The organism is Bradyrhizobium erythrophlei (genome assembly GCF_900129505.1).
In the GTDB taxonomy this organism is placed as follows: domain Bacteria; phylum Pseudomonadota; class Alphaproteobacteria; order Rhizobiales; family Xanthobacteraceae; genus Bradyrhizobium; species Bradyrhizobium erythrophlei_D.
The window spans coordinates 8,023,219-8,046,818 of record NZ_LT670818.1; the positions used below are offsets into that span (position 1 = coordinate 8,023,219).

Here is a 23,600-nt window from a genome sequence, read left to right on the forward strand (position 1 = left end):
GCATTCCCTTGAATTCGTCAGGTCGTTTCGAATGAAGTTCCTAGCCGGATCCTCGAATGTTGCGCTGCACCTATCAGAGGCAACCAGCGGTCCTGTCCTCGACGCTGCAACGGATACTGACGAAGTTGTCGGACTTCGCGGATCGGCGATTCTCGACGCCAAGCCATCCTTAAGGGTTCCTTCGCCTGAAACGCACCAAGGTTGAATTCTCAAAGCGCTTCAAATGCTCCGGCTCCTCCTTTGCACCATCAGCCAAGAAGTATAGGCTGGGCCGCTTAGCGGCGCCGAAGAACCGCTTGTGGACTGGGAAGTGAACGCCGGATGGATTTTTGTCGGATGACGCCGTCGTCATCGCGGCAAGAGCGCCTGAAAAAGGTTCGACCGATCTAGGCCCCGCCGTTGAGGTGGCCGGAAGCGTTTGAATCTAGCGCTTTTGCGTGACAGCAACGGCTGTTTCGGCAATTGACCCATCTTACTGATTGATCGCGAGACTTGTTCATAGGCAAGTCGCGGACTTAGTCACGTCGCAGGAGCCGGGATGGACCAGCGAGAAGTGCGGGAGGCGTGGGAGAAATTCGTCGAGCGCGGAGCGCTGTCGGCGGATTTGAGATCGTCGGTCGCAGCGTCGTGGCAGAGATCCAAAAACCATCAGATCACGGTCGACCGCGCGAGGGCGCCGCTTGTTGCGGACGCTGAGTTGTTTCGTTACCGCTCCAAGCACGCTTCGCTCCGTCACGCCGCACGCTGCGCGCTCGAGAATTCGAAAACATTCCTGAGCGACGCGAATTCAATCATGATCCTTACCGACCCCACCGGACTGATCATCGATACCCAGGGCGATGACAGGGTCATTGACGCCGGTCGCACGGTTCATCTGGAACATGGAGGACGCTGGAGCGAGGCCGACATTGGCACCAACGCTATCGGCGCCGCAATAGCAGAATCGAAACCTGTCCAAATCCGCGGCGCGGAGCATTTTTGCTCGAAAGTGCAGCGATGGACCTGTGCTGCTGTTCCGGTTCACGATCCTACCGATGGCGAACTGCTTGGCGTAGTGGACATCTCCGGCCCGGCAAGCACCTTCAATCCGCAGAGCCTCGCTTTGGCCGTCTCCGTCGGTCATCACGTGGAAAGCGTGTTGGCGCAATCGGTCCGACAAGATCGAGAAGAGCTGCTGTGCCACTTTCTCGCCAAGAGATCGCTGTGGGTGAACGAGGAGTTTATCGTACTCGACCGTCGAGGCACGATCCTCCACGCCACGGAGCGGGCTCTGAATGTTCTCCAGAATAACCGTCACGGCATTGACGGCGATGCACCAACCCGCTTTTTGAAGGCGCTTCCCTTCGACGAGTGGCCAGGCAAATTGAAAGAACTGCTTCCGAACGCGAGTTTCGATCTCGTCGAGAACGAAACCTCCGGCATCGGCGCTATAGTGGTGCTGCCTGCACGGCGGCGTCTGTCAATTGCTGATCGCGAAGCTCAGAAGTTGAAACCCGCGCTAGAACGCCGCGAGACCGCGAGGTCGTCGCATTCTCGGAAAGATTCGACGCTGGAATTTCAGCATCTTGAGGGCAAGGTTGGGAGTACGACCTGCAGCTTTATCGCCCATGATCCGACGGTGCGGACCATTGTCCGTCAGGTCGAGACTGCGGCGGCGCGCAAGATGCCGATCCTCATCCGCGGTGAGACGGGTACCGGCAAGGAACAGCTCGCCCGCCACGCCCACGCCGCCAGTGGGCGGACCGGCGCCTTTGTCCCCGTCAATTGCACCGCCCTTCCCGAAAGCCTGATCGAGGCCGAGCTCTTTGGCTATGCCGACGGTGCATTCACCGGGGCGCGGCGCGGTGGCGCAATCGGACTCGTCAAAGAGGCCCACGGTGGCACACTTTTCCTTGACGAAATCGGCGACATGCCCGTCACGCTGCAAGCCGTGCTTCTGCGCCTGCTCGACGACTGGACGGTGCGCCCTGTTGGCGGCGCCAGAACCAAGGTCGATGTCTTCCTCGTCTCGGCTACCAACGCCACCCTCGACAAGGCCATCGCCGAAGGACGCTTCCGCCGCGACCTGCTCTATCGTCTCAATACCCTTGAGGTGACCCTGCCCAGACTCAATGATCGCATCGACTTCGAGGCCATCGTTCACCATCTACTTGGTGCCATCGATCCGAATTACGAAATCACATCTGCAACAATTGCCCATCTCGCCGCGCGTCCCTGGCCTGGCAACATTCGCGAGCTGCGCAATATGCTGGCACGTTTCACCCTGGTCGCGGCCGACGGCCTCACCGACGAGGCCGGATTGAAGGCCCTGATCGGTCAGGCCCAGCTAACGACAGCTGGATCGCTCCATGACATCCAGAATGCCAGAATTCTCGCGGTCCTTTCCGAAACCGCTGGAAACATAAGCGAAACCGCGCGACGTCTCGGTGTCTCCAGAAATACAATCTATCGAGCGCTCGGCCAAAAGGCGCCGAGATGACCTGCAAGTACTGGCCCTTATGACGTTTGCCGTCGTTTTATGCGAGATCAAAGCAACTCAGCGCCGCCGCCCCGGGCCGGTCCCGCCGTTGGATCATAGTCGTCCGGCTTCTTGGCGATCAGCGTTTGCGTCGTCAGGATCAGGCCGGCGACGGAGGCCGCATTGCGAACCGCGCTGTAGCAGACCTTGACCGGATCGATGATGCCGGCCTTCATCAGGTCAACAGATGCACCATTGCGTGCATCAAGCCCGTGACCGTTCAGGCCTTTGGCGACCTTCGTTACCTCGACTTCACCGTTCAGGCCGGCATTGGCGGCAATATAAAAAAACGGGCGGCTCAGCGAGCGTTGAAGCAGTTCCGCTCCCTGTTTGGCACCGCCTTTCAATCCTTCAATCAAGCCGTCGAGCTGTGGTGCTGCTCTGAGCAGAGCAACACCGCCACCCGGCACGATACCTTCCTCGATCGCCGCACGGGTCGCATTGATCGCATCCTCGATCAGCTGGGTGCGCCGCTTTTGCTCGACCGGCGTTGCACCGCCCGCAAGGATCATGGCCGTGCCACCGGACAGCTTTGCGATACGCTCCTGGAATTTGTCGCGTTCGATATTTTCCGGGGCTGCATCATATTGGCGCATGACCTGTTCGCGGCGCGCGGCGACCTTCTTCTGATCGCCACCGCCCGCCGTAATCAGCGTCTTCGAGGCCGAAATGCGCACCTGGCGCGCCGAGCCAAGATCGTGCAATTCCGCCTTTTCAAGCTTGCCGCCAAGGTCAACCGAAATCACGCGTCCTCCCGTGGTAATCGCGATATCCTCGAGCATCGCCTTGCGCCAATGCCCGAATTCGGGCGGATGGATCGCGGCAACCTTGAAATTGTTTTTCTCGCGGCGCGCCAGCAATTGCATAATCACCGGCGGTGCTACTTCCTCGGCAATGATCAGCAAGGGTCGGCCGCTCTTTTCAATAAGCGAGATCACGCCGGCGAGTTGCTCGCCGGTCTGAATTCTGTGATCGGTCATCAGGATGAACGGATTGTCGAGAACGACCTGCATCTTCTCTATATCCGTGACCATGTGATGCGAGAGATACCCGCGCTCGAACGCCATGCCCTCGATGATCTCCAGCGTCGTCTCAACGGTATTGCCAAATTCCACTGCGACAATCCCGTGATTGCCCGCCCGCTCAAAGGCATCGGCGACCATATTTCCTAATGCTGCATCGTTGGCCGCAATACTCGCAACGGCACGCAGACCAGCAGGACCCTGCAGGGCCTTGGCCGAGCGCTTCAATGCGGCGATGGTCTCGGTGACCGCCAGTTCGAGCCCTTCGACCAGTTCGACCGGATTGGTCCCTGCGGCGAGGCATTTCAGGCCGTCTTGCACAAGCACGTCGGCCAGGACCGTGGCCGTCGTCGTGCCGTCGCCGGCAACTTCATTGGTCTGCTTTGACACTTCGCGCAACACCTGCGCACCCATATTCTCGAACGGGCATTCAAGCTCGATTTCGCTGGCAATGCTGACGCCGTCCCGCGAGATGATCGGTGTACCGATCGGCCGGTCCATGATCGCGTTCATGCCCTTCGGACCCAATGTTCCGCGCACAGCCTTGGCGAGTTTGGCGACGCCCCTGCCCAGCGCTGCTCGCGCCGCTTCATCATGCAGCATGATTTTCGGCATTGGATATCCTCACCTTTTACTAACGAGTTTTCTTGCTTGGAATTATTCGCAGTCCGAAACTCTCGTGTTAGGGCACGTGTTCTGAGTCCAGCGTGTTCGACGAAGCCTTCGATTTTGGCACAAAGGGCGTTTCGAGATCGAAGCGCACGGAAAGCAGACCGCGGCAGAGAGCGCCGTTAAATTCGACGTTGATGCCGACGCGCCTCAGACCCGAAACGTAGGCGGCAAAGCCGTCGGCTTTCACCCGCGCTCCCTTTGCGTCAACAAAGGCGGGCTCATCGCCACGCAGCAGCCCAACGACAGCCCGTCGCTCAAGATAGCGTCGCACCAATTTTTCGCCTTCATCATCGACCGGCAGGCAACCAAGCTCCGTCAGCGTCAAGCTGACGATCGCTTGGGGCGAGTACCCCACCCCGATGAGATGGTTGAGCAGCGCTACCTGCCGGCGCTGAAATGCCTTGACCAGGAACGTTTGACGCAAATCATCCAGGTTGCCATCGGCTTCGGCACCGAAGGTCTCCTGAAACGACAGTCCTTGAGCAAGACCCGCGTTAATTTGGTCGGCATACATGTGCTCACCCAACACGACACTGACGCCCTCGACCCAGTCCAGCGCGTTCACGGCGCGGCGCATGTCGTCCGCCATCAAGAACGAGAAATTGGCGGCGCACCAATAGGTCGGCAGACGGAATTCGATGTGGACGCGATTCTCCGAATCCACATCGGCTTTTGAGACAAAGTTCAAGTCGGTAACCGACTCGTCGAGCTCCGGATCCATCACGCCTTCCAGGCAAGCCCATATTTCGGCTTGCCTGTCATGGTTCTGCCGGTGTTGCGACCGGTCGGCCCTTTCGGCACCATCTTTCATGGCTGTCACCTGGGCGCGTGGACGGCTTCGGGCAGATGGGCATAGCCCCCGCCCGACCTGATCTTCTTCTTCTGGGCCTCGACATCAATGCCATAGAGGCGGGCCGCATTGAGGCCGAGAATCTTGGCTTTCGTCTCCATCGACAAGACCGAACCGGTTTCCTTGGCAACGTCCGCGGGAATTTCGAACGCCATGAACTTGTCGATCAGCCACTTCGGCGTCCAGATGCCGTAGTCGCTGCCGTAGAGAATCTTGTCTGGCCCAACCCAGAACAAGAGCTCCGAAATGACATGGGCGAAATACCCCGGGCGCGTATGGATGAAAGGCAAAGCCACCGCGAGGCCGGCATAGACATTGGTTTCCTGGGTCGCGATCCAGCAAAAATCGTCAAGGCGCGGCAGGCCGCAATGCTCGACGATGAAATTCAAATCCTGGAACGAAGTCGCGACGTCATCGACATCGGCGACGTCGAACGCATCACGGTTGAGCGGGATGATGGTAGGGCCCTTGTGAACGTGGATATTCTTGATGCCAAGCTTTTGCGCCGCCTCGAGGTATTTGTAGGACGCCTTGTCGGTCAGCTTGTAGCCTTTGGATTCCCCGCGCCATTCGGCGGTGTAGAGCTTGACGCCCTTCAGCTTGTGCTGTTCGGACAAGGCATGCAAATTCTCGATACCTTTTTCGCCGTCGCGTGGATCGAAGGCGCCGTTCAGAATGAAGCGATCCGGATGGCTTTTCTTCATTGCCGCGTTGCGCTCGGTCGTGTTGAAGCCGTTCTTGTAGAAATCGGTCAGATAGGTCGGCTGCAGGATCGCCATGTCGTCATAGCCGGTCACGAACAGGTCGTCGAACATCGTCTTGGCGTCGTATTTCTCAAACTTTTCTAATTCCCACTTCTCCGACGGCGGACTGAGATTGGAGTGATAGGCATAGAAGCATTCGATGAACTGTTTGCCGTGGATGTTTTTCTGGTTGGCCGGGCTGCCGTCCCAGAAATGCGTATGTCCGTCGATGACGAATATCTCTTCGCCCTTGGCTGTCCTGTACATGGCGTTTCTCCTGCTCCCGCGTGAGGATTGAATGTTTTGAGGCTCGCCATTGGCGCAGCCGACCCGCTATGGCCGGCATCCAAACCGGCCATACGCCATTCGCCGTAAAATCTCAGACGATGTATTTCATCATCTCGTTCATGTCGCCAAACAGGATAACGGTGTTGTCATCCGTCATGACCATGCGGCCGTAATGCGTCGAGGTTGAAATCTCGAAAAGATGCGGAGTCATGACGCGACCCAGCTCCTCCGAAATCTCATCCATCTTGAATTCCATCTTGCCGTCGCCGTCGATGCGGATCATGGCGGGCATGTATGTCACCGTGATATGATCGTGGCGGCTCATGACGTCGGCAATGGCGCGTGCCTCGACGCTGTCGTTCATCGTGATCCCGCACTGGTGCGAAATCGTATCCTCGAACGTGATGTCTTTCATCGATTTGAAGATGTTGTCGTGCTCTTGCAACATGTCTGTCTCCTGAAGGGTCTGGTTAAGGGGCGTTGGGTTGGGTTACGATGCGAGATTAGCTGGAACCTGCAGGCCAAGCTCGGTAGCGATACCCTTGATGCGGTTCTTCGCATGCCCCAACGCGTCGCCGAATGTTGCGACCTTGACACGTGGCTGCGACCAGATCGGCTGCAGACGATTTGAGGCGTCAAGTGCGAGATCGGCATGCTTTACGAGCCACTTGTTGAACAGCGCAATATTATGAGCGCCATGCGTCGGATCCTCACCAAGGATATGGAACAGTTCAACGGTGTTGGCGAGATTGCGCTCATAATCCGCCTCTGCCGCGGAGACGACTGCAGGGGTGATGAAATCGTTCTGCGCCGCAGCCGCCTGCATCAGGAATCCTGAGCGGAACAGCTCGCCGAGAAGCGACTCGAATACGACGTTGGTCGCAAAGTATTGCTCAAGGTAGTCATTTGAGCCCATGATTGATTCAACCGACTTGCGCACGCCCTGCCAGATCGGATCCTCAAGCCAGTGCTGCTTGCCGGCGGCAACGTCGAAGTCCGGGAGGTCGAGAGCAATCTCGCTCAGATAAAGCGTGATGTCCTGCGCGAAGCGCATCTTGTAGGAAGAATTGGTCAGGATCGCGTTGTTGACCATCTGGGTGTAGCCATAACGCTGCGCCTGCATGGTGGAGGTGCCGAGACCGAATTCGGCGTGCTTGTAGGCGCCGAGATGGTTCTGCAATATTTTAACCCAGGCTGCGTCGAAGCGGGCGGGTGCGCCGGATTTCCGGCCGTTCTCGATGGTGTTCTGCACCATGCCGCAAATCGTCGACTGCCGCTGGTAGTGCGTGCGCTCCCATTCCTGGTCGACGGCGCGGAATTTGTGCCAGTTGGAGCTCTTTGCCGCCGTCCAATCCTTGCAATAAGTCGGCGTTCCGTCGGGAAAGGAGATGATCCAATCCTGCAGGAGATAACGTTCGGGATCGGGCTGAACATCGACCGTCATGTCTTCGTAGTGTGTCGCCTTGCGACCCTTGGGTTCGAAGTAGTTGTACTTGCGACTGTCGGAACCCGGAAACGTCGCTGCCCCCGCGGCCCCGGATTTGATGAATGCCGGCTTCGTGGCCGCTCTGCTCGATTGTGCGCTCATTGCTAACTCCCTTTTGCTTCTCTCTCCCTGCGACGAACTTTGAACGCCGTCATCGCACCGCCGGCGTAAACTTGTCGAAATAGATATGGTCGGGTTCGACGCCGTTCATTTGCAAGACCGGCAACACGGCATCGATCATTGGCGTCGGACCACACGCGTAGGCGTCGATCGCACCGGTCAGCTTCTCTTCCCGCAAATGGCGCAGGACGACCTCATGGATTAGCCCCGTCTCCCCGTCCCACGCGTCATCCGCGTCCGCGTGCGACAGCGCCGGTACAAATTTGAAGTCCTTTAGCTGCGCCGCGATTGCGGCCAGTTCCTCGAGGTAGAATAGATCGGCGCGCGTGCGGGCCCCGTAGAAAAACCGCACAGGCCTTTCTTCATCACTCGCCATGTGATCGGCCAGGATCGACCAAAGCGGCGACATGCCCGAGCCGCCACCGATCAACAACATGGGGCCTAGCCTCCCCTCCCGCCGGAAGCAGGTTCCATAAGGCCCTTTGGCAATCAGGGCGTCGCCGACGCTCAATTTTCCATCGAGTTGGGACGAAAACGCCCCATTTGGATATTTCTTGATGATGAAGCGCAGGCTTGTGTTTTCGCTGGGCGCGTTCGCCATTGAAAAGGCGCGGGTGATGGCGCCATTCCCAAGCGTCAGATCGACATATTGGCCGGCCCAGAATTTCAGGGGCATTTCGATTTCGATTTCCAATAGCCTGATGTCGGACGTCAACGCGCTGATCTTTGCGACGCGGCCATCAAATGCCTTTACCGCGATCGAACGGCTGAGCAGATCTTCATCGTAATTGAGCAATTCGAAACTGACGTCGCTGTAGGCGTGCGTGCGGCACAACAGGACGTGGCCGGTATCGCTCTCGTAATCGGGCAAGGCGAAGGTCGAATATTTCAACAGCTCGATGTCACCATCAATGAGCTTTGACTTGCAGCTGCCGCATTGTCCTTCCTTGCAACCATGCATGAGCGAGATGCCCTGACGAAACGCCGCGTTAAGCACGGTTTCGCCCTCTTCCACTTCCATCTCGATGCCCAACGGCTCGAACCGAACCTTGTGAACTTGCGCGTCCGTCATCATTTCGGCCTTGTCGTCGTCTTGGCGAACAGAATGGCGGGAGCATCTTGCCGCTCCCGGGCAAAAAGGGGCCGCCGAAGCGGCCCCTTCCGGTTGTTATGCTCAGTGACAAGGATTGATCTTGAAGCCCTTGCGATAATCGGCCACCGCGACCTCACGCTCGATCGGCGAGAGCGCGCGGAATCCGCGGAGCGGGCTGCCAAGCTGGTGTCCGCGCACATGATCCAGCGTCCACATGTCCCTGGCCTCAAAGCGCAGATGCGGCTGCGCGATGAGGGTTTTGCCGTCAGACCGAACGAATCCGAGGTCCTTGATCGCGTCGGCAACATCCCAGCCGTGGTAGCAGTCCTCCCATTCACGGCGACCGCTGAAGCGGCCCATCGCTGGGGTGGGGCGACCTTCGTACTCGGCGGCAAAGCCCACCTTGTGGGTCCAGCGGCAGCCTTCCGAGCAATAGGTGTACATCTTGCCGTCGACTTCGTCACAAACGAAGTCTTCGCGAATCAGGCAGGGAACCATGCAGCTCCAGCACCGGTGCGGGTACACATAGCCCACCTCGCTGTTGAAGAGAATGTTGGTTTCGCCGGGAACGCTGAGTTTGGCATGCCATTTCCAGAAGTCGCCGAACTCGGCGTACCAGCCTGGATACTTGTGCTCGAACCACTCGAAGTCCTTTTCGGTCTGGGCTTCGATGCGCCAGAAATTCACCGACCAGCCGACCGTGAAGAACTGCGCGGTCTTGTGGACGTAGTTTTTCTTAACGATCCGATCCCAGGCGGCGGCGACGTCGTCGTGATGGATCTTGATGCCGTACTTCTCGAGCGGCAGCATGTAGGTCCGATAATAGTCTTCGTAAATCCAGCGATGCCAGAGTTCGGCATAGGATTCCTTGTTCTTGTCGCGGTTCGTCGTGCCGTATTCAATGAAGGTCCCGATCGCGGCATCGACAATCGCGTGATTCTGCCAGAATGCATATTTCAGATCGCGCTCCAGCAACTGATGGTTCGACGGATCGTTGATCATGGCCATCAACATCGAGTGACCGTTGCCGATATGGCGCGATTCATCCGACTGCACCGACAGGAACACCGTCGGCAACGCATAGTCGCCGTTGCGCGCGGCCTCCGACGGCATCGCCACGAACAGCGTGTTGGTGAATGCGGTTTCCGCAACCACCGTCAGATAGACGTTGGCGGCGGTGATGGCGTCACCGGTCAGGAAGCCTTCAGCGAACTGACGGCCGATGGTGGTGGCGTAGCATTTGCCGAACGCAGCTTCCGTAATATCGAACCCGGCGGGATCGATATAGTTCTCCATGTACCATTTTTTGAGGTTCATCTGAATCGTCGAGTGCCGGAGCTCGTCGACCATCTGCATGGTAAACCCGGTGCGCAGCTCCTCGCCGGGCGCCAACCGACCGACCATTGCCATCGAACGCGCCGCCGAGATTTCCGGGAACGGGATGATCGCCAGAAACAGCTTCATCCACTCGACCCACCGCGGCTCGACGTTGCGGAACATATCGCCGCGCAAGGCCGCGTCCAACGCGCCGTAAACGCGGTTGTCCTTCTCTTCCTGCATGGGGAAATACGACCGCAGAACCTGTCTCATCGGGTCGCGCGGCGTCTTCGAGATTTTGTAGTCGGTGGGGAAGGTCATCGCTTCCTGGACGTAGCTTGGCGTCCAGCCGAGATCGGCGACGCGGCTTGCCGCTTCGGCAATGGTGATGCCTTTCTGGGCTGTAATCTTATTTAGCGTCAGACTTGCAGACATTTCTTTCTCCTTTGAACGTTGCATTTGCTTCAGCATTTTCGCTGTTTTCACCGGATCAAAAGAAAGCTCAATTGCCGATTCTCTCGATCGCATTCTCCAAATTCACGTCTGCGCAACAAACTTTAAGTCCGGTAAATGTACTTTGATTTGCGAAATCACCGTTCCACTTCAGACCGGTTTGACGGTGCTGACCGCCTAGCCACCCCCGTTGTTTCGGTTGATGAGTGGCTTGCCTTCAGCGATGAATTTCGCCGAAAGGACGAAAGCGCCAATTGCGAAATCCTTGCCGTGCCGAGCGATCATTGCCTCAGCGATTTCGGCTATTTGAACGAAGAAGGCGTCTTTCGAACTTTCTTCCTCGTTCAATTCCAATTGCTGAGGCGGCGCTCGTTCTTGTCCAGTTTGCGCGACATTTCCCGCAGCTTTAATCCCGATCTTGGTCATCACGAATGTCCCGAGCGTTGGTGTTCATTGGTCGAAGGACCGCTTTCAAATTCCAGCAATGACGCATTGAGCCATTCGCGTTCGGCGACGAGACGCTGATGCTCCTCCTTGAGCGCCTGCAGACGCGCAGTCGCCATTTCCAGTTCGGCTTGCGCTCCGGCTCCGGCATCTCCCTGCGCAACATCGCGCCGGGCGCATTCGAGTTCGATTTCCGCTCCGCCACGCGCACTTTCGTTTTTCAGTTGCATCTCATTATTCCGAATCATGCCTTCGATCAGCTTGTGCCGCGCGAGCATCCGTTCCCGAGCACGCTCGAGTGCAGCAGCTTCCTCGGCAGTAATTTGCGGTCCGCGCCCGCTGGCGTTCACTGTGATGACCTTCGTTCGATATCCCGTGCAGAGGATCATTTCTTTCGGCAGGATCGTTATGGGATCAGAACCGCGCGCCCATGGATGTGGCCATGGTGCAAGTCGTGCAGAGCATCGTTGGCCTGGTTCAATTTGTATTCTTTGGTGTAGAGATTGACGAGACCGCGATCCGCGAGCGCCATCAGCTCGACCAGTTCGGCGTAGGTGCCGACCAGATTGCCGACGATGGTCTTTTCCGTCGTGATCATGTCGAGGGTCGGCAACTCGATCTTGCCGCCGTAACCCACGATGTAGTAGTAACCGCCGTTCGCGGTCATCGACAGTCCTTTGGCAATCGCGTCGCCCTCGCCGACGAAATCAATCACGGCTTCGGCGCCGCGCCCGCCGGTCAGCGCCAACACCGCCTCGACTTCGTTGGCGTCGGCTTTCACGAGATGATGAGCGCCGCATTTCTTGGCGAGTTCAAGCGACTTGTCGGCGCGGTCGACAACAATGATCTCGGCCGCACAGAGCGCCGCGAGCACCTGAATTCCGATATGTCCGAGACCGCCGGCGCCGATCACCACGACGTATTCGCCCGGCAAAAGATGTCGCGACGCTTTCTTGGCAGCGCGATAAGCCGTCAGGCCGGCGTCGGTATAGGGGGCGACATCCTTCGGCGCCAGCGACTTGGGTAACTTGATGAGAGAGCGCTGGCCCGTCAGCAGGTATTGCGCGTAACCGCCGTTGGCGTTGATGCCGGGAAACGAACTGTCCAGTGCGTGCATGTCGTCGCCCCGCCGGCATGCGAGACAATGTCCGCTAGTCACCAGCGGATGACAGATGACGCTGTCGCCAACTTTTACGCCTTCGACGCCGGGCCCGATCGCCTCGACCCAGCCGGCATTTTCGTGACCCATGATGTAGGGAAGTTTTACGTCAACCTTGCTGCGCCAAATGCCTTCGACGATATGCAGGTCTGTACGGCAAACGCCCGCGCCACCGACCCGCACGATCACATCTGCCGGGCGCGTAATCTTTGGATCTGTCACATCTTCATATTTGACGAACTCTTTTGCCGTCAGCTTTTCGTCAAACGCATGGAGCACCGCGGCTTTCATTTATTTATCTCTCCCCCTCGGTGTTTTTTATTTCTAGTTGCAGCGCGAGCGCCATCTGACCAGCTAAGGCAGCAAGGGCTGTGCCAAGCCGATAACAGGTTGATCTTTTTTGACTTTCTCTGCATCTGGGTGTGATCGTCCCGCTCCGCATCGGACCAGATTTGACGGCCGTTTGTTCCGAGACGGAACACTTCGAAGACGACCAGGACGAGTAAAGAGGAATTTGGATTTTCAGCTATTTGATCTTATGATTACCAAAAGCGCGGATGCGCGAACGCGGATGCGCGAAGAAGACGCCATCCGGGCTATGACCAAGAGGAAATCGCCGAACATCAGTTCCGGGAGGAGCGATGATGCTGACTGCCAGCCGGCGCGTCGAGAATGCGTGGATGACGCTCGAGCAGCGCGGGGCGCCGCCGGCGGAACTTCTATCGGCCGATATCTATGACAGCTGGATGCGCTGTATTTCGTTCGGCCTCGACACGCTGCGCCCGCCGGCGCCCGAGTTCGTCAGTCCCGCAATCCTACGCCAGGAACAACAGCGTTGTTCGCTGGTCCGTGGCCTCGCGCTCGCTGAGATGCACACGCTGCATCAGCAGATCGCCGGTTCCAACTTCATGATTGCGTTTGCGAACCCGGACGGCTTGCTGCTCGACATCATATCCGATCCGAGCTTCAGCGACGCTTCGAACGCAGCGAGCATTCGTCCAGGTACTATTTGGAAGGAAAGCATTTGCGGCACCAACGGCCTTGGCACCGCAGCGCATCTCAAACGACCGATCGTCGTGCACGGGCGCGATCACTTTTTTTCGCGCTATAACAATCTTACCTGCATCGCCGCCCCGATCTTCGCGCCTGATGGCGAGTTGGCCGGAATACTGGATGCGTCATCGGATTGCGTATCGAGGCAGGCTCACACCCAGGCGCTCGTCGCCATGGCGGCGACGCAGATCGAGAACGGGCTATTCCGCGAACATCATCGCGGAAATATCCTGATCGCGTTCCACAATCGCGGCGAATATTTGCACACGTTGAGCGCGGGCCTGCTGGCCGTCGACAATGAGGGCAAGATACTCGCTGCGAACAGAGCCGCGGGCATCTTGTTGCACGGTTTGCCTGCCTCGCCCGGGCGTCGCTTCGCCGACGTCTTTCGTACGAAATTCAGCACGTATCTCGATGAAGGCCGGCGCAAGGAACGCCAGCGCCTTGAAGATGACGTCGGCAGCCAGTTTGTCTCGACAATCGAGAACACGCGCCAGTTCCCGATGATTCAGGGAGTTTCCAGACCTCGGCCCCCGCTGCCGAAAGAGGTCGCCCCGCAATTCGTATCCGATGATCCGACGGTCGCGGCAGTTGTGCGACGGGTCGAGACTGCAGCAGCCCGCAAAATGCCGATCCTGATCCGCGGCGAGACTGGTACCGGCAAGGAGCAACTCGCCCGCCATGCCCATGTCGCCAGCGGACGGACCGGCGCCTTCGTCCCCGTCAATTGCGCCGCGCTCCCCGATAGCCTGATCGAAGCCGAGCTGTTCGGGTACGCCGAGGGCGCTTTTACCGGCGCCAAAAAAGGCGGCGCTGGTGGATTATTCAAAGAGGCAGACGGCGGCACCCTGTTCCTCGACGAAATCGGCGATATGCCGGTGACGCTGCAAGCCGTGCTGCTGCGCTTTCTGGATGATTGGACGGTCCGTCCGGTCGGCGGCGTCAAACGCCAGGTCGATGTTCTCCTGGTGTCCGCCACGAACGCCAATCTCGACGAATCCATTGCAAAGGGCCGCTTCCGATCCGACCTCCTGTTTCGCCTCAACACGCTCGAGGTGACGTTGTCACCGCTGCGCGAACGTTCGGATTTCGCCAAGATTGCACGCCATCTGATCGAGAAGATTGATCCTTCCGGGGACTTGACCGAAAGCGCAATCGATCGACTGGCCGAACGGAATTGGGAAGGCAATATCCGCGAATTGCGCAACATCCTCTCAAGATTATCGCTGGCCGAGCCGGGACATCTGATCGATGAAACGTCAGTCGACAACCTTCTCGGGCCTGCCTGCGGCGAGCGGCACCCTGAAAGGGTGTCCGGCAGCGACGGACTCAAACACAGCTTGCATGAGGTTCAGCGTGCCCTTGTGCTGACCGCGTATGCGGAAACCGGCAACAACATCAGCAAGACCGCGCGACGGCTGGGCGTGTCGCGCAATACGATCTATCGCGCCCTCCGTGACAAGCAGAGCTAACACAATCGGCTGAGACAACGAGGGCTTCGGTGAAGCGGCGCGGCCGGTCCTTTACGGCAAGCACTGCACGCAGGCAATCCGATCCAGTATCACGTTCAATGGGAGGCCGCCGTGTTTGAGCCGGAAAACAGTCTCGAAGCCCTGATGCAGGCCGCAGCCAAGGATCCCGGTGTCGCTCCTGCATTCTATCAAGCGCTGCTTGAAACCGAGATTTATGTTCTGACTCCTGAAGCGGCAATGAAGCCTGGCCGCCGCCGATCGCTCAAATTTCAGGAAAAGATCAACATTGCCACAGTCGAATTCCAGGGCATGAAATGGCACCCTGCCTTTACCTCAAAGAAACGCATATCCGATTATGTAAAGGAACCGGAGACCTGTCTTGGGGCCGCCGCACGCAATCTGTTCGAAATGTTGCCCGACTCCAATTTCTGGCTCAATCCGCTGTCCGAGTGCCAGAAGCCACTCCCCGCGAGTGAAATCGCTCTTTTGATGAACGGCAAGATTTTCGAGACGCTAAAAAAGACGAGATAAGAGTCGCATTGCACTTTCCACCATTTCGCAGTCGAGCCATGCCAAACAAAACCAAGCTGAAAGTTCGGATCCCGTTCCTTTTGGACGCGGCGGCCGAAGGCCATCTTGCCATTGTTCTACTGTTTGCACTCGCGCTGGTAACGATCACTCTGATCGGGGTTTGGCGCTAGGGCTGACCGCGCCGAGCTTCGCCAGATCCCGCTCCGCCCTCGCCCGGTCCTCGTCGCCCTCAGCCTCCTTCACCCGATCGTTGAAGATCAGGATCAACTTTTCATTCAGCGGCATCTTGTCGTCGCCGTCGTCGGAGGTGCATTTGAGGAAAAGGATCATGGTACAAAAATACGGTCACGACGATTTCTGATGCCCTTACGGCCCTTTTCTGGCCTCAGCGCACACAGCAGCTCAGCAGCAACGGATAGTCATAGTCAGCCGAGAACTCGGTCAACCCCTCCATTTCGGTTTGCGAGGCCGCTTGCCGAACATGTGCTCAAACAGCAGCATCTCCCCTCGCCCGCTTCTGTGCACCGATGTCTTTAAAATCGGCGAACTTTCGTGATGCGCGGAGAAAAGGGCGAAGTGCGAATAGCTGCCAGACAATATCATCCGGTATCCAAATTTCGCGACGATCGTGTTGTAACGACGAATCTCATCTGGACGACGAAGGTCAAGATGGCGGAAATCACGCGAGCCAAACGAGGTATAGCCGCGCAACAGTAGCTTTGAGCTTATCGGAAAAAGCAGCTCTATTGGACCATGCGGTGGCGAGACGGTATAGGGCCTCACGATGTGCTCGGGGACGAGTGGATCGAAGTAGCAGACCGGACAATCAGTAGTCAAAAACTGGTCACCGGTTTCATTGTGTAAAATTTGATAGCTCAGCGCATCAATCACTCGACCAACACCCTTGGCGAGATCAGTCATCGCCAAGATCGATCGGTGAGGGTCGATCGATACCTCCAACATGTCTACGATATCAGGAAATTCCTTCGGTGGCGGCGGTAAGCGCCCAGCGCGATGTAAAGCACGGGCGGTCGCCTTGACTTGCTCGGCTAGCGAGAGCTCAACCATATCACGAGCCGCTGGTACTCGGACGCGCATCATTAAGACAAACGTGAGCAACTCCACGAGATCTTGAGGTGCGACGGACCACGCCGAAAGGCGAACGACTAGCGCGGGCCAACCAGTCTCGAATTTATTGAATGCGTCCTCGATCGCATTATTGTTGCGACCGCCGTCCGGCAGCGGCTGAGAATAGTAATAATTTTCAAAGCCAATCTCGTCCGGCTTCAGATGAATTTTGTCGTTAAGTGGCGCGTCTTTCAGAAATGCTCTGATCTTCTCGTCCTCATCACAAAACCCCTTCAGATAACCAACGGGTACGAAGTGATGGCGCTTTTTGTCATTCATGGCGGCTCTGAGCGAACTCATGCTTCCGTAGAAGCTATTGCTCTACTGACTTTTCAATGGCTTACGAAACCAGTGCGCCCGAGGAGCGCCCTAGAAAAAAATGGCGCAAAACTTTTGGGACTCTTGACTGACTCCGACCCCAATGTAACACATTGAATCGTAGGTGATTTTTGGGAGTTTGGACTGGAGCGGGTGAAGAGCCCCATTGGAGCGGGTGAAGGGAATCGAACCCTCGTATTCAGCTTGGAAGGCTGCTGCTCTACCATTGAGCTACACCCGCGCTGGCGATGAACTATCACGCCGCGCAGGCGGCCTCAACAGTCGATCCGCACCCCTCGCCCACCCGCGGGCTCTGTTCCGCGGCCGGCCGCCGCACCAAGTGCACCCCTTAACATGGGCCGATTCGGTGCCTATACTAAGCCTTCCACAAACAATGAAAGGAGGTGATCCAGTGTCTTACACCAAGCGCTGTCACCTCGCTGGGATCGCCCGCTGAGCTCTTAGGCTTCGCAAACAGGGCGCTCTCAGCGCCTGGACCAGCGAGTTTCAACAATCGGGACGCGGCGGGCACCATCCCGCCGCGTCTTTTGTTTGTGAATGTCGACTTGGCCGATCGGGGTTTTGCGGCGTCGGTTAGCTCACCATCCGGTGCGGCGTGAACAGCCGGCCCTTTTCCACCACCAGCACGACCGCCAGCGCCGCCAGCGTGCAGAGGAAAAATCCGGTCGCGAACGGCAGCAGCGTGCCGTCATAGTCCTGGCCGATCGTGGTGCCGATGCCGATGCCGAGCAGCGTCGTGATCGAGCCGTAGAGCGAGGAGGCGGTGCCGGCGATATGGCCCTGCGGCTCCATCGCCAGCGCGGTGAAATTGGCGAACATCAGCCCGAACGCAAACATCATCAGCGCCGCCAGCGCCAGGAACAGCGGCAGCGGCAGCATCTGCATCCTCGCCGCAAACAGCATGATTCCGGCCACCGCGACAAAGCCGACCAGGGCGCCATGCGAAATCACGCGCATGCCGAGCCGGCCGACGAAACGGGCGTTGAGGAAGCCGGCCACGGCGACACCGATCGCGACGCCTGCAAAGGCAACCGGAAAATAATGACCGAGCTTGTAGATCTCGGTGAACACCTGCTGCGAGGAGAACACGAATGCGAACAGCGAGCCCTGCACGCCGCCGGCGGCCAGCGCATAGCCGAGCGTCTGGCGGTTGGTCACGGTCTGGCGAAAGGCGCCGAGCACATCGGGAATCGCGAGCGACTTCCGCTCCGACATCGGCAGCGTCTCCGGCATCCGCAGCGCGCTCCAGATCAGCGCCAGCACGCCGTAGAGCATCAGCACGATGAAGATGCCGCGCCACTGCGTCAGCAGCATCACCGCCTGGCCGAACGACGGCGCGATCACGGGCACCGCGATGAACACCATCATCGCCAGCGACATCACGCTGGCCATGCGCCGGCCGGCATAGCAGTCGCGGACGATCGCGGTGGCGATCACACGGGTGGCGGAGGTGCCGAGCCCTTGCAGCGCGCGCGCCAGCAGGATCGTCTCGAACGACGGCGCGGCGATCGCGAGCACGCTGGCGATCACGTACAGAATCATGCCGCCGAGCAGCACCGGACGGCGGCCGAAGCGGTCGGACAAGGGTCCCATCACGAACTGGCCGACGCCAAAGCCGAGCAGGAACGTCGACAGCACCGCCTGCGGCCGGTTGGCGGCGGCGATGTGGAAGGCCGAGGCGATGTTGGGCAGCGCCGGCAGCATCATGTCCATCGCCAGGGGGTTCAGGGCCATGATCGAGGCGATGACGATAACGAATTCGGGAAAGCCCATCGGGCGGTGGTTCGATGAAACCCAGGCATCGGCATTGATGTCAGTCACGTAGCAAAATCCTCATTCACATCGCCTTTCTACCGGCCATGCTGCACTGCACAAGCGCTGTTTGGAGATGGCAGCCCCGCAGGGCCAACTCGAGGCCGCGCGGGACAATTGGGCGCACGTGCGCAGCCTCAAAAAGCGCCGAAAATGTCGGGATTGGCTCGGGCCAAACGTCCTGCGGGAGGTCCTGCGGGAGAAAGCCCGCTGCAACGAAAAGAGGCATCCATGCTTTACGCCCTTCTTGCCTATCATGTGGAAGCGCACGTCATGTCCTGGACTCCGGAGGAGGACTCGGCGGTGATGGCTAATCTGCATCGGGTCCATGACCGATTGAACGAAAAGGGCCGCCTCGGGCCGGCGGCGCGTTTGGGCGCGACAAAAAGAGCGCTCACCCTGCGCGGGCCGGGTGCAGGCCTGGTAGTCGATGGTCCGTTCGCCGAGACCAAGGAACAAATGCTGGGCTTCTACGTCGTGGACTGCGCCAGCGAAGACGCCGCCGTCGAGGCGGCGCGCGACCTGCGCCGCGTCAACCCCAGCGCGGTCTACGAGATCCGCCCGGTCTCGCTCTATCTGCCCGGCGTACCGTTTCCGGTGACGGAGGCAACGGCGGAGGCTCCCGCGCCGAGTGGGAAGCCATGACGCAAGAGCCGGAGTAGCCTCCGTCCAAGGGTAGCCCGTCAGCCACCGGACAGGCTGGTCAGCATTCTCAGCCCTTGAGCGCGGTGATCACAACCTCGATCAAGGCGCCGCCACCGAGATCGGCCACACCGACCGTTGCACGGGTCGGCAGATTGTCGCCGAAAAATTCGGTCCAGGCCGCGTCCATCTCCTTCTTCTTGGATAGATCCGTCACGAAGATCGAGGCGCTGACAACACGGGATGCATCCGTTCCGGCCTCTTTCAGGTAGCCGGCAATCTTGCCGAGGATGTTGCGGGTCTGCTCGCCCATCGAGACGCTGGTGTCGTCGGCGATCGTGCCGCCGACGAACACGAACCCGTTGGCTTCAACGGCGCGGTGCATGATCGGCGTACGGATGTTGCGGATGATGTTCATGATGTCCTCATCTTGGTTCTAGGGTGCGGAAGGGTGAAAGCGCTCGATGCCGAGATTGCCGATCGCGGTCTGGGTACCGCCGCCGACGATCAATTCCGTCATCACCGCGCCGGCACCGGGGCCGAGTTGGAAGCCATGCAGCGAAAAACCGAACTGGTGATAGAGCCCCAAGTGGCGGGCGCTCGGGCCGAGCACCGGCAGACCATCCGCTGTCCGCGCCTCGATGCCGGCCCAGGCCCGGACGATGGTGGCGTCGCGCATGATTGGAAACAGCTCGTACACGGTGCGCGCGCTGACAGCGAGGCCGCGCCAGTCCAGCACGGTCTCGTTGCGGTCTTGGTCCGGCGCCGCCAGATGACCGCCACCGATCAGCACCGTGCCGTTGGCGAACTGTTTGAAGGAGAGTTTGCGGCCGCGCAGGATCACCACCGGATCGATGAAATGCGGCACGCGCGAGGTGATCATCAGCATCGGCGCCACGGTCTCAACCGGCACCGCCTCACCGAGTGCGGCGGCGATACGGCCGGCCCATGCCCCGGCGGCGTTGACCAGCACGGGCGCGGCATAGGTATCGGCACCAACATCAACCCGCCACAGGCCGTCTTCCTTCCGAATGTTGGCCGCCGCCACGCCCTCACGGACGGTGGTACCGAGCGCGGCTGCCTTGCGGCGAAAGGCGGTCGTGGTACGGGCCGGGTTGGCCGCGCCGTCGCGTCGCGACACCACGCCGCCAGGGCAGCTCTCGGCGACGGCCGGCACCAGCCGCCGCAGCTCCGGGCCGTCGATCAGCTCCTCGTGGGTGAAGCCGAGCGCGTTGAGCTCGGCGACGCGCGCGCGACACGCATCGAATTCGGCGTCGTTCTCGGCCACCAGCACCTGGCCGTGGCTTTCGAAGCCGCAGCCATCGTCGACCAGCGCTTCGATCCGCTCCCAAATTCCCATCGCACGGATCGAGAGTGGGATCTCGGCGACAAGCCTTGCGAGTTGACGAACGCCGCCGGCATTCACGCCCGAGGCATGGCGGCCGGCATAATCCTTCTCGATCAATACCGGCTTCATTCCCGCGAGACACATATGAAGCGCGGTCGAGCATCCATGGATGCCGCCGCCCACGACGATGGCATCCGCAAGCTTCGTCATCCGCGCACCACCGCGTTAACATCGGCCTCTGTCTTCGGCATGGAAGCGAGCTCGGCCAGTGTGATCGGCTTCACCGGCGCGCGTAGCCGGTAATAGCCGATCTCCTGAGGATCCTTGCCACGGGCTTGCGCCATCAGCTCGGTAACGGTCAGGCCGCAGAGCCGGCCCTGGCACGGACCCATGCCGGTGCGGCGATAGGCCTTGAGCTGATTGGGACCGGTCGCACCGATCGCGACGGCATCGAGAATATCCTTGGCCGTGACCTCCTCGCAGCGGCAGACGATGGTCTCGCCCGAAGGAATGCGAAACCGCGGCGCGGGGCGGAACAGCGTATCGAGAAAGGCGCGGCCACGCTCAGCCCGGGCCAGGGATGCTCTGAACGTCGCCATCGGGGCGAGCTTTGTCGCGGCCGCGGGCGCCAGAGCCTCGACTGCGGCTCGCGCAGCGATGCGGCCGCGGACGATAGCGGCCGCTGCGCCGCCGATTCCGGCACCATCGCCGGCAACAGCGATGCCCGCGACCGACGTGTTGCCGTCGTGATCCAGCACCGGCGACCAGCAGAGCTGCATGTCATCCCAGCGATGCTCGATCCCTGCTGCCATCGCGAGATTGACGTTGGGCACCACGCCCTGGTGCAGCAGCAGCAGCTCGGTCGGAATCGTCTCCCGCCGGCTGCGGGCCGCATAGGTCACGGTCGCGAGCTGGCCGTCGCCGGCGGCAACGAGTTCGGTCACTCCCGTCACCACCGGCACTTTCGCCCGCACCTCCCTCATCATGGCAAGGCCCTTGGCGAAATAGGGCGAGGTCACGAAAGCGAAGGCGTGAGGCAGCGCGGCGAGATAGTTCGAGCGCTCGGTGGTATCGAGAATGCGGTCGATGCGACCGCCAAGGCGCAGGATCTGCGCCGCGAGCAACCAAAGCAGCGCGCCCTGGCCCGCGATCACCGTGCGCCCGTCCGGCACCAGGCCGGAGGACTTCAGCAGCGTCTGTGCGGCGCCGGCGGTCATCACTCCCGGCAGTGTCCAGCCGGGGATCGGAAACGGCCGCTCCAGCGCGCCTGTAGCCAGAATCACGCGCCGTGCCCTGACGAAAGCAGAGACGCCGCCCACGGAGATACCGGCCTCGAGATTACGGTCAAGGCTCCACACGGTTGCGCGCTGGATGATCTCGGCGCCGCTCGATCGAACCGCCTCAACAAGGTCCGCGCCCGCCCAATAGTCGGCACCCAAATGGTCGCGTTTCGTCACCGGAGTCGAGGCAATGGCGCGCCAGACCTGGCCGCCGGGGCCGGCATTCTCGTCGAGCAGCAGCGTCGACAGGCCGGCTTCGGCTGCAGTCGCAGCGGCGGCCAGCCCGGCAGGCCCGGCCCCGATCACCGCGACGTCGTAGCTCTCGCGCCTGGGAATCGCGTTCATCGGCCAATCTCCCGCTTGCCCTTCTGAATTTCGATCTGCATGCCCTCGGCGACAGGCACCAGGCAGCCCTGGCGATTGCCGACGCCATCAATGGTGACGAGGCAGTCGAAGCACACACCCATCATGCAATAGGGCAAGCGCGGCGCACCGCTTACCGCGGTCGCGCGGCGCACGTCACGGCCGGAGGCGAGCAGCGCCGCAGAAACCGTATCGCCCTCGCGCGCCTCGACTGCCGCTCCGTCCACGAAGATGTGCACGGATTGTCTGCTGTCCGGATCGGATCGTTTGAACATTGGATGCCTCTTGGCCCTTCCTCGCCCATTCGGGCCGTGTCGATGTCAGTAGTAGCCACTACTTGTCGCGGCATGGTTCGTGTCGAAGCGGCGGGCCGAGAACGCGCCGACGAGTTCCGGTTCAAGCGCGCCGACCGCGACCATCCGGGCAATCTCGAAGGCGTGGTTGGAGGCGAGCGTCACACCGGAATGACAGCAGGCGACGAAGGCGCCCGGCTCGCTCTCCGACTGGTCGTAGATCGGGAAGCCATCCTGCGGCATCACCCGGATGCCGGCCCAAGTCCTGATCACGTTGAGGCGCGCCAGATGCGGGAACGTGCGCTGCGCCCGATCCGCCATCACGGCGCTCACCGAATGGTTCAGCGCGCGATCGTCGAGCTGGTCTTCCTTGCTGTCCCCGATCATCACCGTACCCTCGTCGGTCTGGCGGATGGTGGTCAGCGGATACGGCAGGAACGGCAGGGTGCGCTCGGTTACCACGATCTGCCCGCGGGTCGGGCCCATCGGCGCCGACAGGCCGACCATCGGCGCCAATGTCTGGTTGGCGTTGCCGGCGGCAAGCACGACCTTCGCCGCACGGATCTCGCCCTGCCGCGTCGACAGCCGGAATTCGCCACCGCTCCGGGCGATCGCCGAAACCGGCCGCTCCGGGAAATAATCGACGCCGAGCAGTTTCAGCCCGGTGTGGAAGGCGCAGAAGGTACGCAGCGAATTCACGTGCCCATCCAGCGGACAGAAGCTGCCGCCCGACACCTCGGGGCCGATCAGCGGCAGCATCTTCTTGACGTCCGATGCCGACAACATCTCCATCTTGTAATCAGCCGCGCCAACCTGGTTGTGCATGCGCGTGACGAGCTGGCCGCGCTGCACGAACTCGTGTTCGCCGAGGGTCAGGTGGAAGCCGCCATTCTGCTGCAGCGCGACGTCGAGCCCGGTCTGATCTTTCAATTCGGCGGCGAGCCTGCTCCAGCTCTCGGTCGCCCGCACCGTCCAGCCGGTGTAGGCCGGCATGCCCAGTCCCTTGCTCTGTACCCAGATCAGGGCAAAGTTTGCCCGCGAGGCGCGCTTGGCGATGTCGCCCTCGTCGAGGACGACGACCTTCTTGCCGAGCCGGCCAAGACCCCAGGCGATAGCGGAGCCGAGCAGTCCGCCGCCCACGACAGCGACGTCATAATCCTTTGGCATGGGTTCT

22 protein-coding genes and 1 tRNA gene are annotated in these 23,600 nt (G+C 60.0%); 4 read left to right on the forward strand and 19 right to left on the reverse strand.

Annotation, left to right across the window (positions count from 1 at the left end):
• Positions 1 to 538 precede the first annotated feature (538 nt).
• Complete coding sequence (locus B5525_RS37810) at positions 539 to 2,479, forward strand: sigma-54-dependent Fis family transcriptional regulator (RefSeq protein ID WP_079571146.1); 1,941 nt, start codon at positions 539 to 541, stop codon at positions 2,477 to 2,479.
• Between the two features lie 47 nt (positions 2,480 to 2,526).
• On the opposite strand, the gene B5525_RS37815 is transcribed toward B5525_RS37810, so the two are convergent.
• The 10 genes from B5525_RS37815 to B5525_RS37860 all read right to left on the reverse strand — a co-directional run bounded on the left by B5525_RS37815 (position 2,527) and on the right by B5525_RS37860 (position 12,456).
• Positions 2,527 to 4,155 carry a molecular chaperone GroEL gene (locus B5525_RS37815; RefSeq protein WP_079571148.1) on the reverse strand — a complete coding sequence of 543 codons (1,629 nt, stop codon included), beginning with the start codon at positions 4,153 to 4,155 and terminating at the stop codon, positions 2,527 to 2,529.
• 67 nt (positions 4,156 to 4,222) lie between these two features.
• The gene (locus tag B5525_RS37820) at positions 4,223 to 5,023 is read right to left on the reverse strand and encodes a metal-sulfur cluster assembly factor (RefSeq protein ID WP_079571150.1); all 801 of its coding nucleotides are present in this window, start codon (positions 5,021 to 5,023) and stop codon (positions 4,223 to 4,225) included.
• Between the two features lie 5 nt (positions 5,024 to 5,028).
• Positions 5,029 to 6,072: an amidohydrolase family protein gene (locus tag B5525_RS37825; RefSeq protein ID WP_079571152.1), complete on the reverse strand. Its 1,044-nt coding sequence runs from the start codon at positions 6,070 to 6,072 to the stop codon at positions 5,029 to 5,031.
• A gap of 112 nt (positions 6,073 to 6,184) precedes the next feature.
• Positions 6,185 to 6,541: an MmoB/DmpM family protein gene (locus B5525_RS37830; RefSeq protein WP_079571153.1), complete on the reverse strand. Its 357-nt coding sequence runs from the start codon at positions 6,539 to 6,541 to the stop codon at positions 6,185 to 6,187.
• 42 nt (positions 6,542 to 6,583) lie between these two features.
• Positions 6,584 to 7,681, reverse strand: a complete 1,098-nt coding sequence (locus B5525_RS37835; protein ID WP_079571155.1) for an aromatic/alkene monooxygenase hydroxylase subunit beta — start codon at positions 7,679 to 7,681, stop codon at positions 6,584 to 6,586.
• Between the two features lie 49 nt (positions 7,682 to 7,730).
• Positions 7,731 to 8,774 (reverse strand): FAD-binding oxidoreductase, encoded by a 1,044-nt coding sequence (locus B5525_RS37840; protein ID WP_079571157.1) that lies wholly within the window; start codon positions 8,772 to 8,774, stop codon positions 7,731 to 7,733.
• A gap of 99 nt (positions 8,775 to 8,873) precedes the next feature.
• Complete coding sequence (locus tag B5525_RS37845; protein WP_079574326.1) at positions 8,874 to 10,544, reverse strand: aromatic/alkene/methane monooxygenase hydroxylase/oxygenase subunit alpha; 1,671 nt, start codon at positions 10,542 to 10,544, stop codon at positions 8,874 to 8,876.
• A 195-nt stretch (positions 10,545 to 10,739) separates the two neighbouring features.
• Complete coding sequence (locus B5525_RS37850) at positions 10,740 to 10,988, reverse strand: hypothetical protein (RefSeq protein WP_079571159.1); 249 nt, start codon at positions 10,986 to 10,988, stop codon at positions 10,740 to 10,742.
• Complete coding sequence (locus B5525_RS37855) at positions 10,988 to 11,395, reverse strand: hypothetical protein (protein ID WP_154073695.1); 408 nt, start codon at positions 11,393 to 11,395, stop codon at positions 10,988 to 10,990. Before B5525_RS37855 ends, B5525_RS37850 begins: the two co-directional genes overlap by 1 nt.
• Before the next feature lie 17 nt (positions 11,396 to 11,412).
• Positions 11,413 to 12,456 (reverse strand): NAD(P)-dependent alcohol dehydrogenase, encoded by a 1,044-nt coding sequence (locus B5525_RS37860; RefSeq protein WP_079571160.1) that lies wholly within the window; start codon positions 12,454 to 12,456, stop codon positions 11,413 to 11,415.
• Positions 12,457 to 12,809: 353 nt separating this feature from the next.
• Between B5525_RS37860 and B5525_RS37865 the strand changes: the two genes are divergently transcribed.
• Together B5525_RS37865 and B5525_RS37870 are read left to right on the forward strand one after the other, a co-directional pair.
• The gene (locus B5525_RS37865) at positions 12,810 to 14,690 is read left to right on the forward strand and encodes a sigma-54-dependent Fis family transcriptional regulator (protein WP_079574330.1); all 1,881 of its coding nucleotides are present in this window, start codon (positions 12,810 to 12,812) and stop codon (positions 14,688 to 14,690) included.
• A gap of 111 nt (positions 14,691 to 14,801) precedes the next feature.
• A complete protein-coding gene (locus B5525_RS37870; RefSeq protein WP_079571162.1) occupies positions 14,802 to 15,221 on the forward strand; it encodes an SseB family protein in 420 nt (139 codons plus the stop codon).
• 144 nt (positions 15,222 to 15,365) lie between these two features.
• On the opposite strand, the gene B5525_RS37875 is transcribed toward B5525_RS37870, so the two are convergent.
• The 4 genes from B5525_RS37875 to B5525_RS37890 form a co-directional block, all read right to left on the reverse strand.
• Complete coding sequence (locus tag B5525_RS37875; protein WP_079571163.1) at positions 15,366 to 15,551, reverse strand: hypothetical protein; 186 nt, start codon at positions 15,549 to 15,551, stop codon at positions 15,366 to 15,368.
• 111 nt (positions 15,552 to 15,662) lie between these two features.
• On the reverse strand, positions 15,663 to 16,628 hold the full coding sequence (locus B5525_RS37880) for a DUF4238 domain-containing protein (RefSeq protein WP_172900052.1): 966 nt from the start codon (positions 16,626 to 16,628) through the stop codon (positions 15,663 to 15,665).
• 206 nt (positions 16,629 to 16,834) lie between these two features.
• Positions 16,835 to 16,908: transfer RNA gene (locus B5525_RS37885), tRNA-Gly, on the reverse strand.
• A 353-nt stretch (positions 16,909 to 17,261) separates the two neighbouring features.
• Positions 17,262 to 18,509: a multidrug effflux MFS transporter gene (locus tag B5525_RS37890; RefSeq protein WP_079571166.1), complete on the reverse strand. Its 1,248-nt coding sequence runs from the start codon at positions 18,507 to 18,509 to the stop codon at positions 17,262 to 17,264.
• 222 nt (positions 18,510 to 18,731) lie between these two features.
• Between B5525_RS37890 and B5525_RS37900 the strand changes: the two genes are divergently transcribed.
• Complete coding sequence (locus B5525_RS37900) at positions 18,732 to 19,145, forward strand: YciI family protein (RefSeq protein WP_079571169.1); 414 nt, start codon at positions 18,732 to 18,734, stop codon at positions 19,143 to 19,145.
• Positions 19,146 to 19,212: 67 nt separating this feature from the next.
• On the opposite strand, the gene B5525_RS37905 is transcribed toward B5525_RS37900, so the two are convergent.
• Genes B5525_RS37905 through B5525_RS37925 form a run of 5 tightly spaced genes read right to left on the reverse strand, consistent with a single transcriptional unit; the run spans position 19,213 to position 23,593 of the window.
• Positions 19,213 to 19,560 (reverse strand): RidA family protein, encoded by a 348-nt coding sequence (locus tag B5525_RS37905; protein ID WP_079571171.1) that lies wholly within the window; start codon positions 19,558 to 19,560, stop codon positions 19,213 to 19,215.
• A gap of 18 nt (positions 19,561 to 19,578) precedes the next feature.
• On the reverse strand, positions 19,579 to 20,700 hold the full coding sequence (locus B5525_RS37910; protein ID WP_079571172.1) for an NAD(P)/FAD-dependent oxidoreductase: 1,122 nt from the start codon (positions 20,698 to 20,700) through the stop codon (positions 19,579 to 19,581).
• The gene (locus B5525_RS37915) at positions 20,697 to 22,115 is read right to left on the reverse strand and encodes an NAD(P)/FAD-dependent oxidoreductase (RefSeq protein ID WP_079571174.1); all 1,419 of its coding nucleotides are present in this window, start codon (positions 22,113 to 22,115) and stop codon (positions 20,697 to 20,699) included. The genes B5525_RS37910 and B5525_RS37915 overlap by 4 nt, the downstream gene beginning before the upstream one ends.
• On the reverse strand, positions 22,112 to 22,408 hold the full coding sequence (locus B5525_RS37920) for a (2Fe-2S)-binding protein (protein WP_079571175.1): 297 nt from the start codon (positions 22,406 to 22,408) through the stop codon (positions 22,112 to 22,114). The genes B5525_RS37915 and B5525_RS37920 overlap by 4 nt, the downstream gene beginning before the upstream one ends.
• Before the next feature lie 45 nt (positions 22,409 to 22,453).
• On the reverse strand, positions 22,454 to 23,593 hold the full coding sequence (locus B5525_RS37925; protein ID WP_079571177.1) for an NAD(P)/FAD-dependent oxidoreductase: 1,140 nt from the start codon (positions 23,591 to 23,593) through the stop codon (positions 22,454 to 22,456).
• Positions 23,594 to 23,600 lie beyond the last annotated feature (7 nt).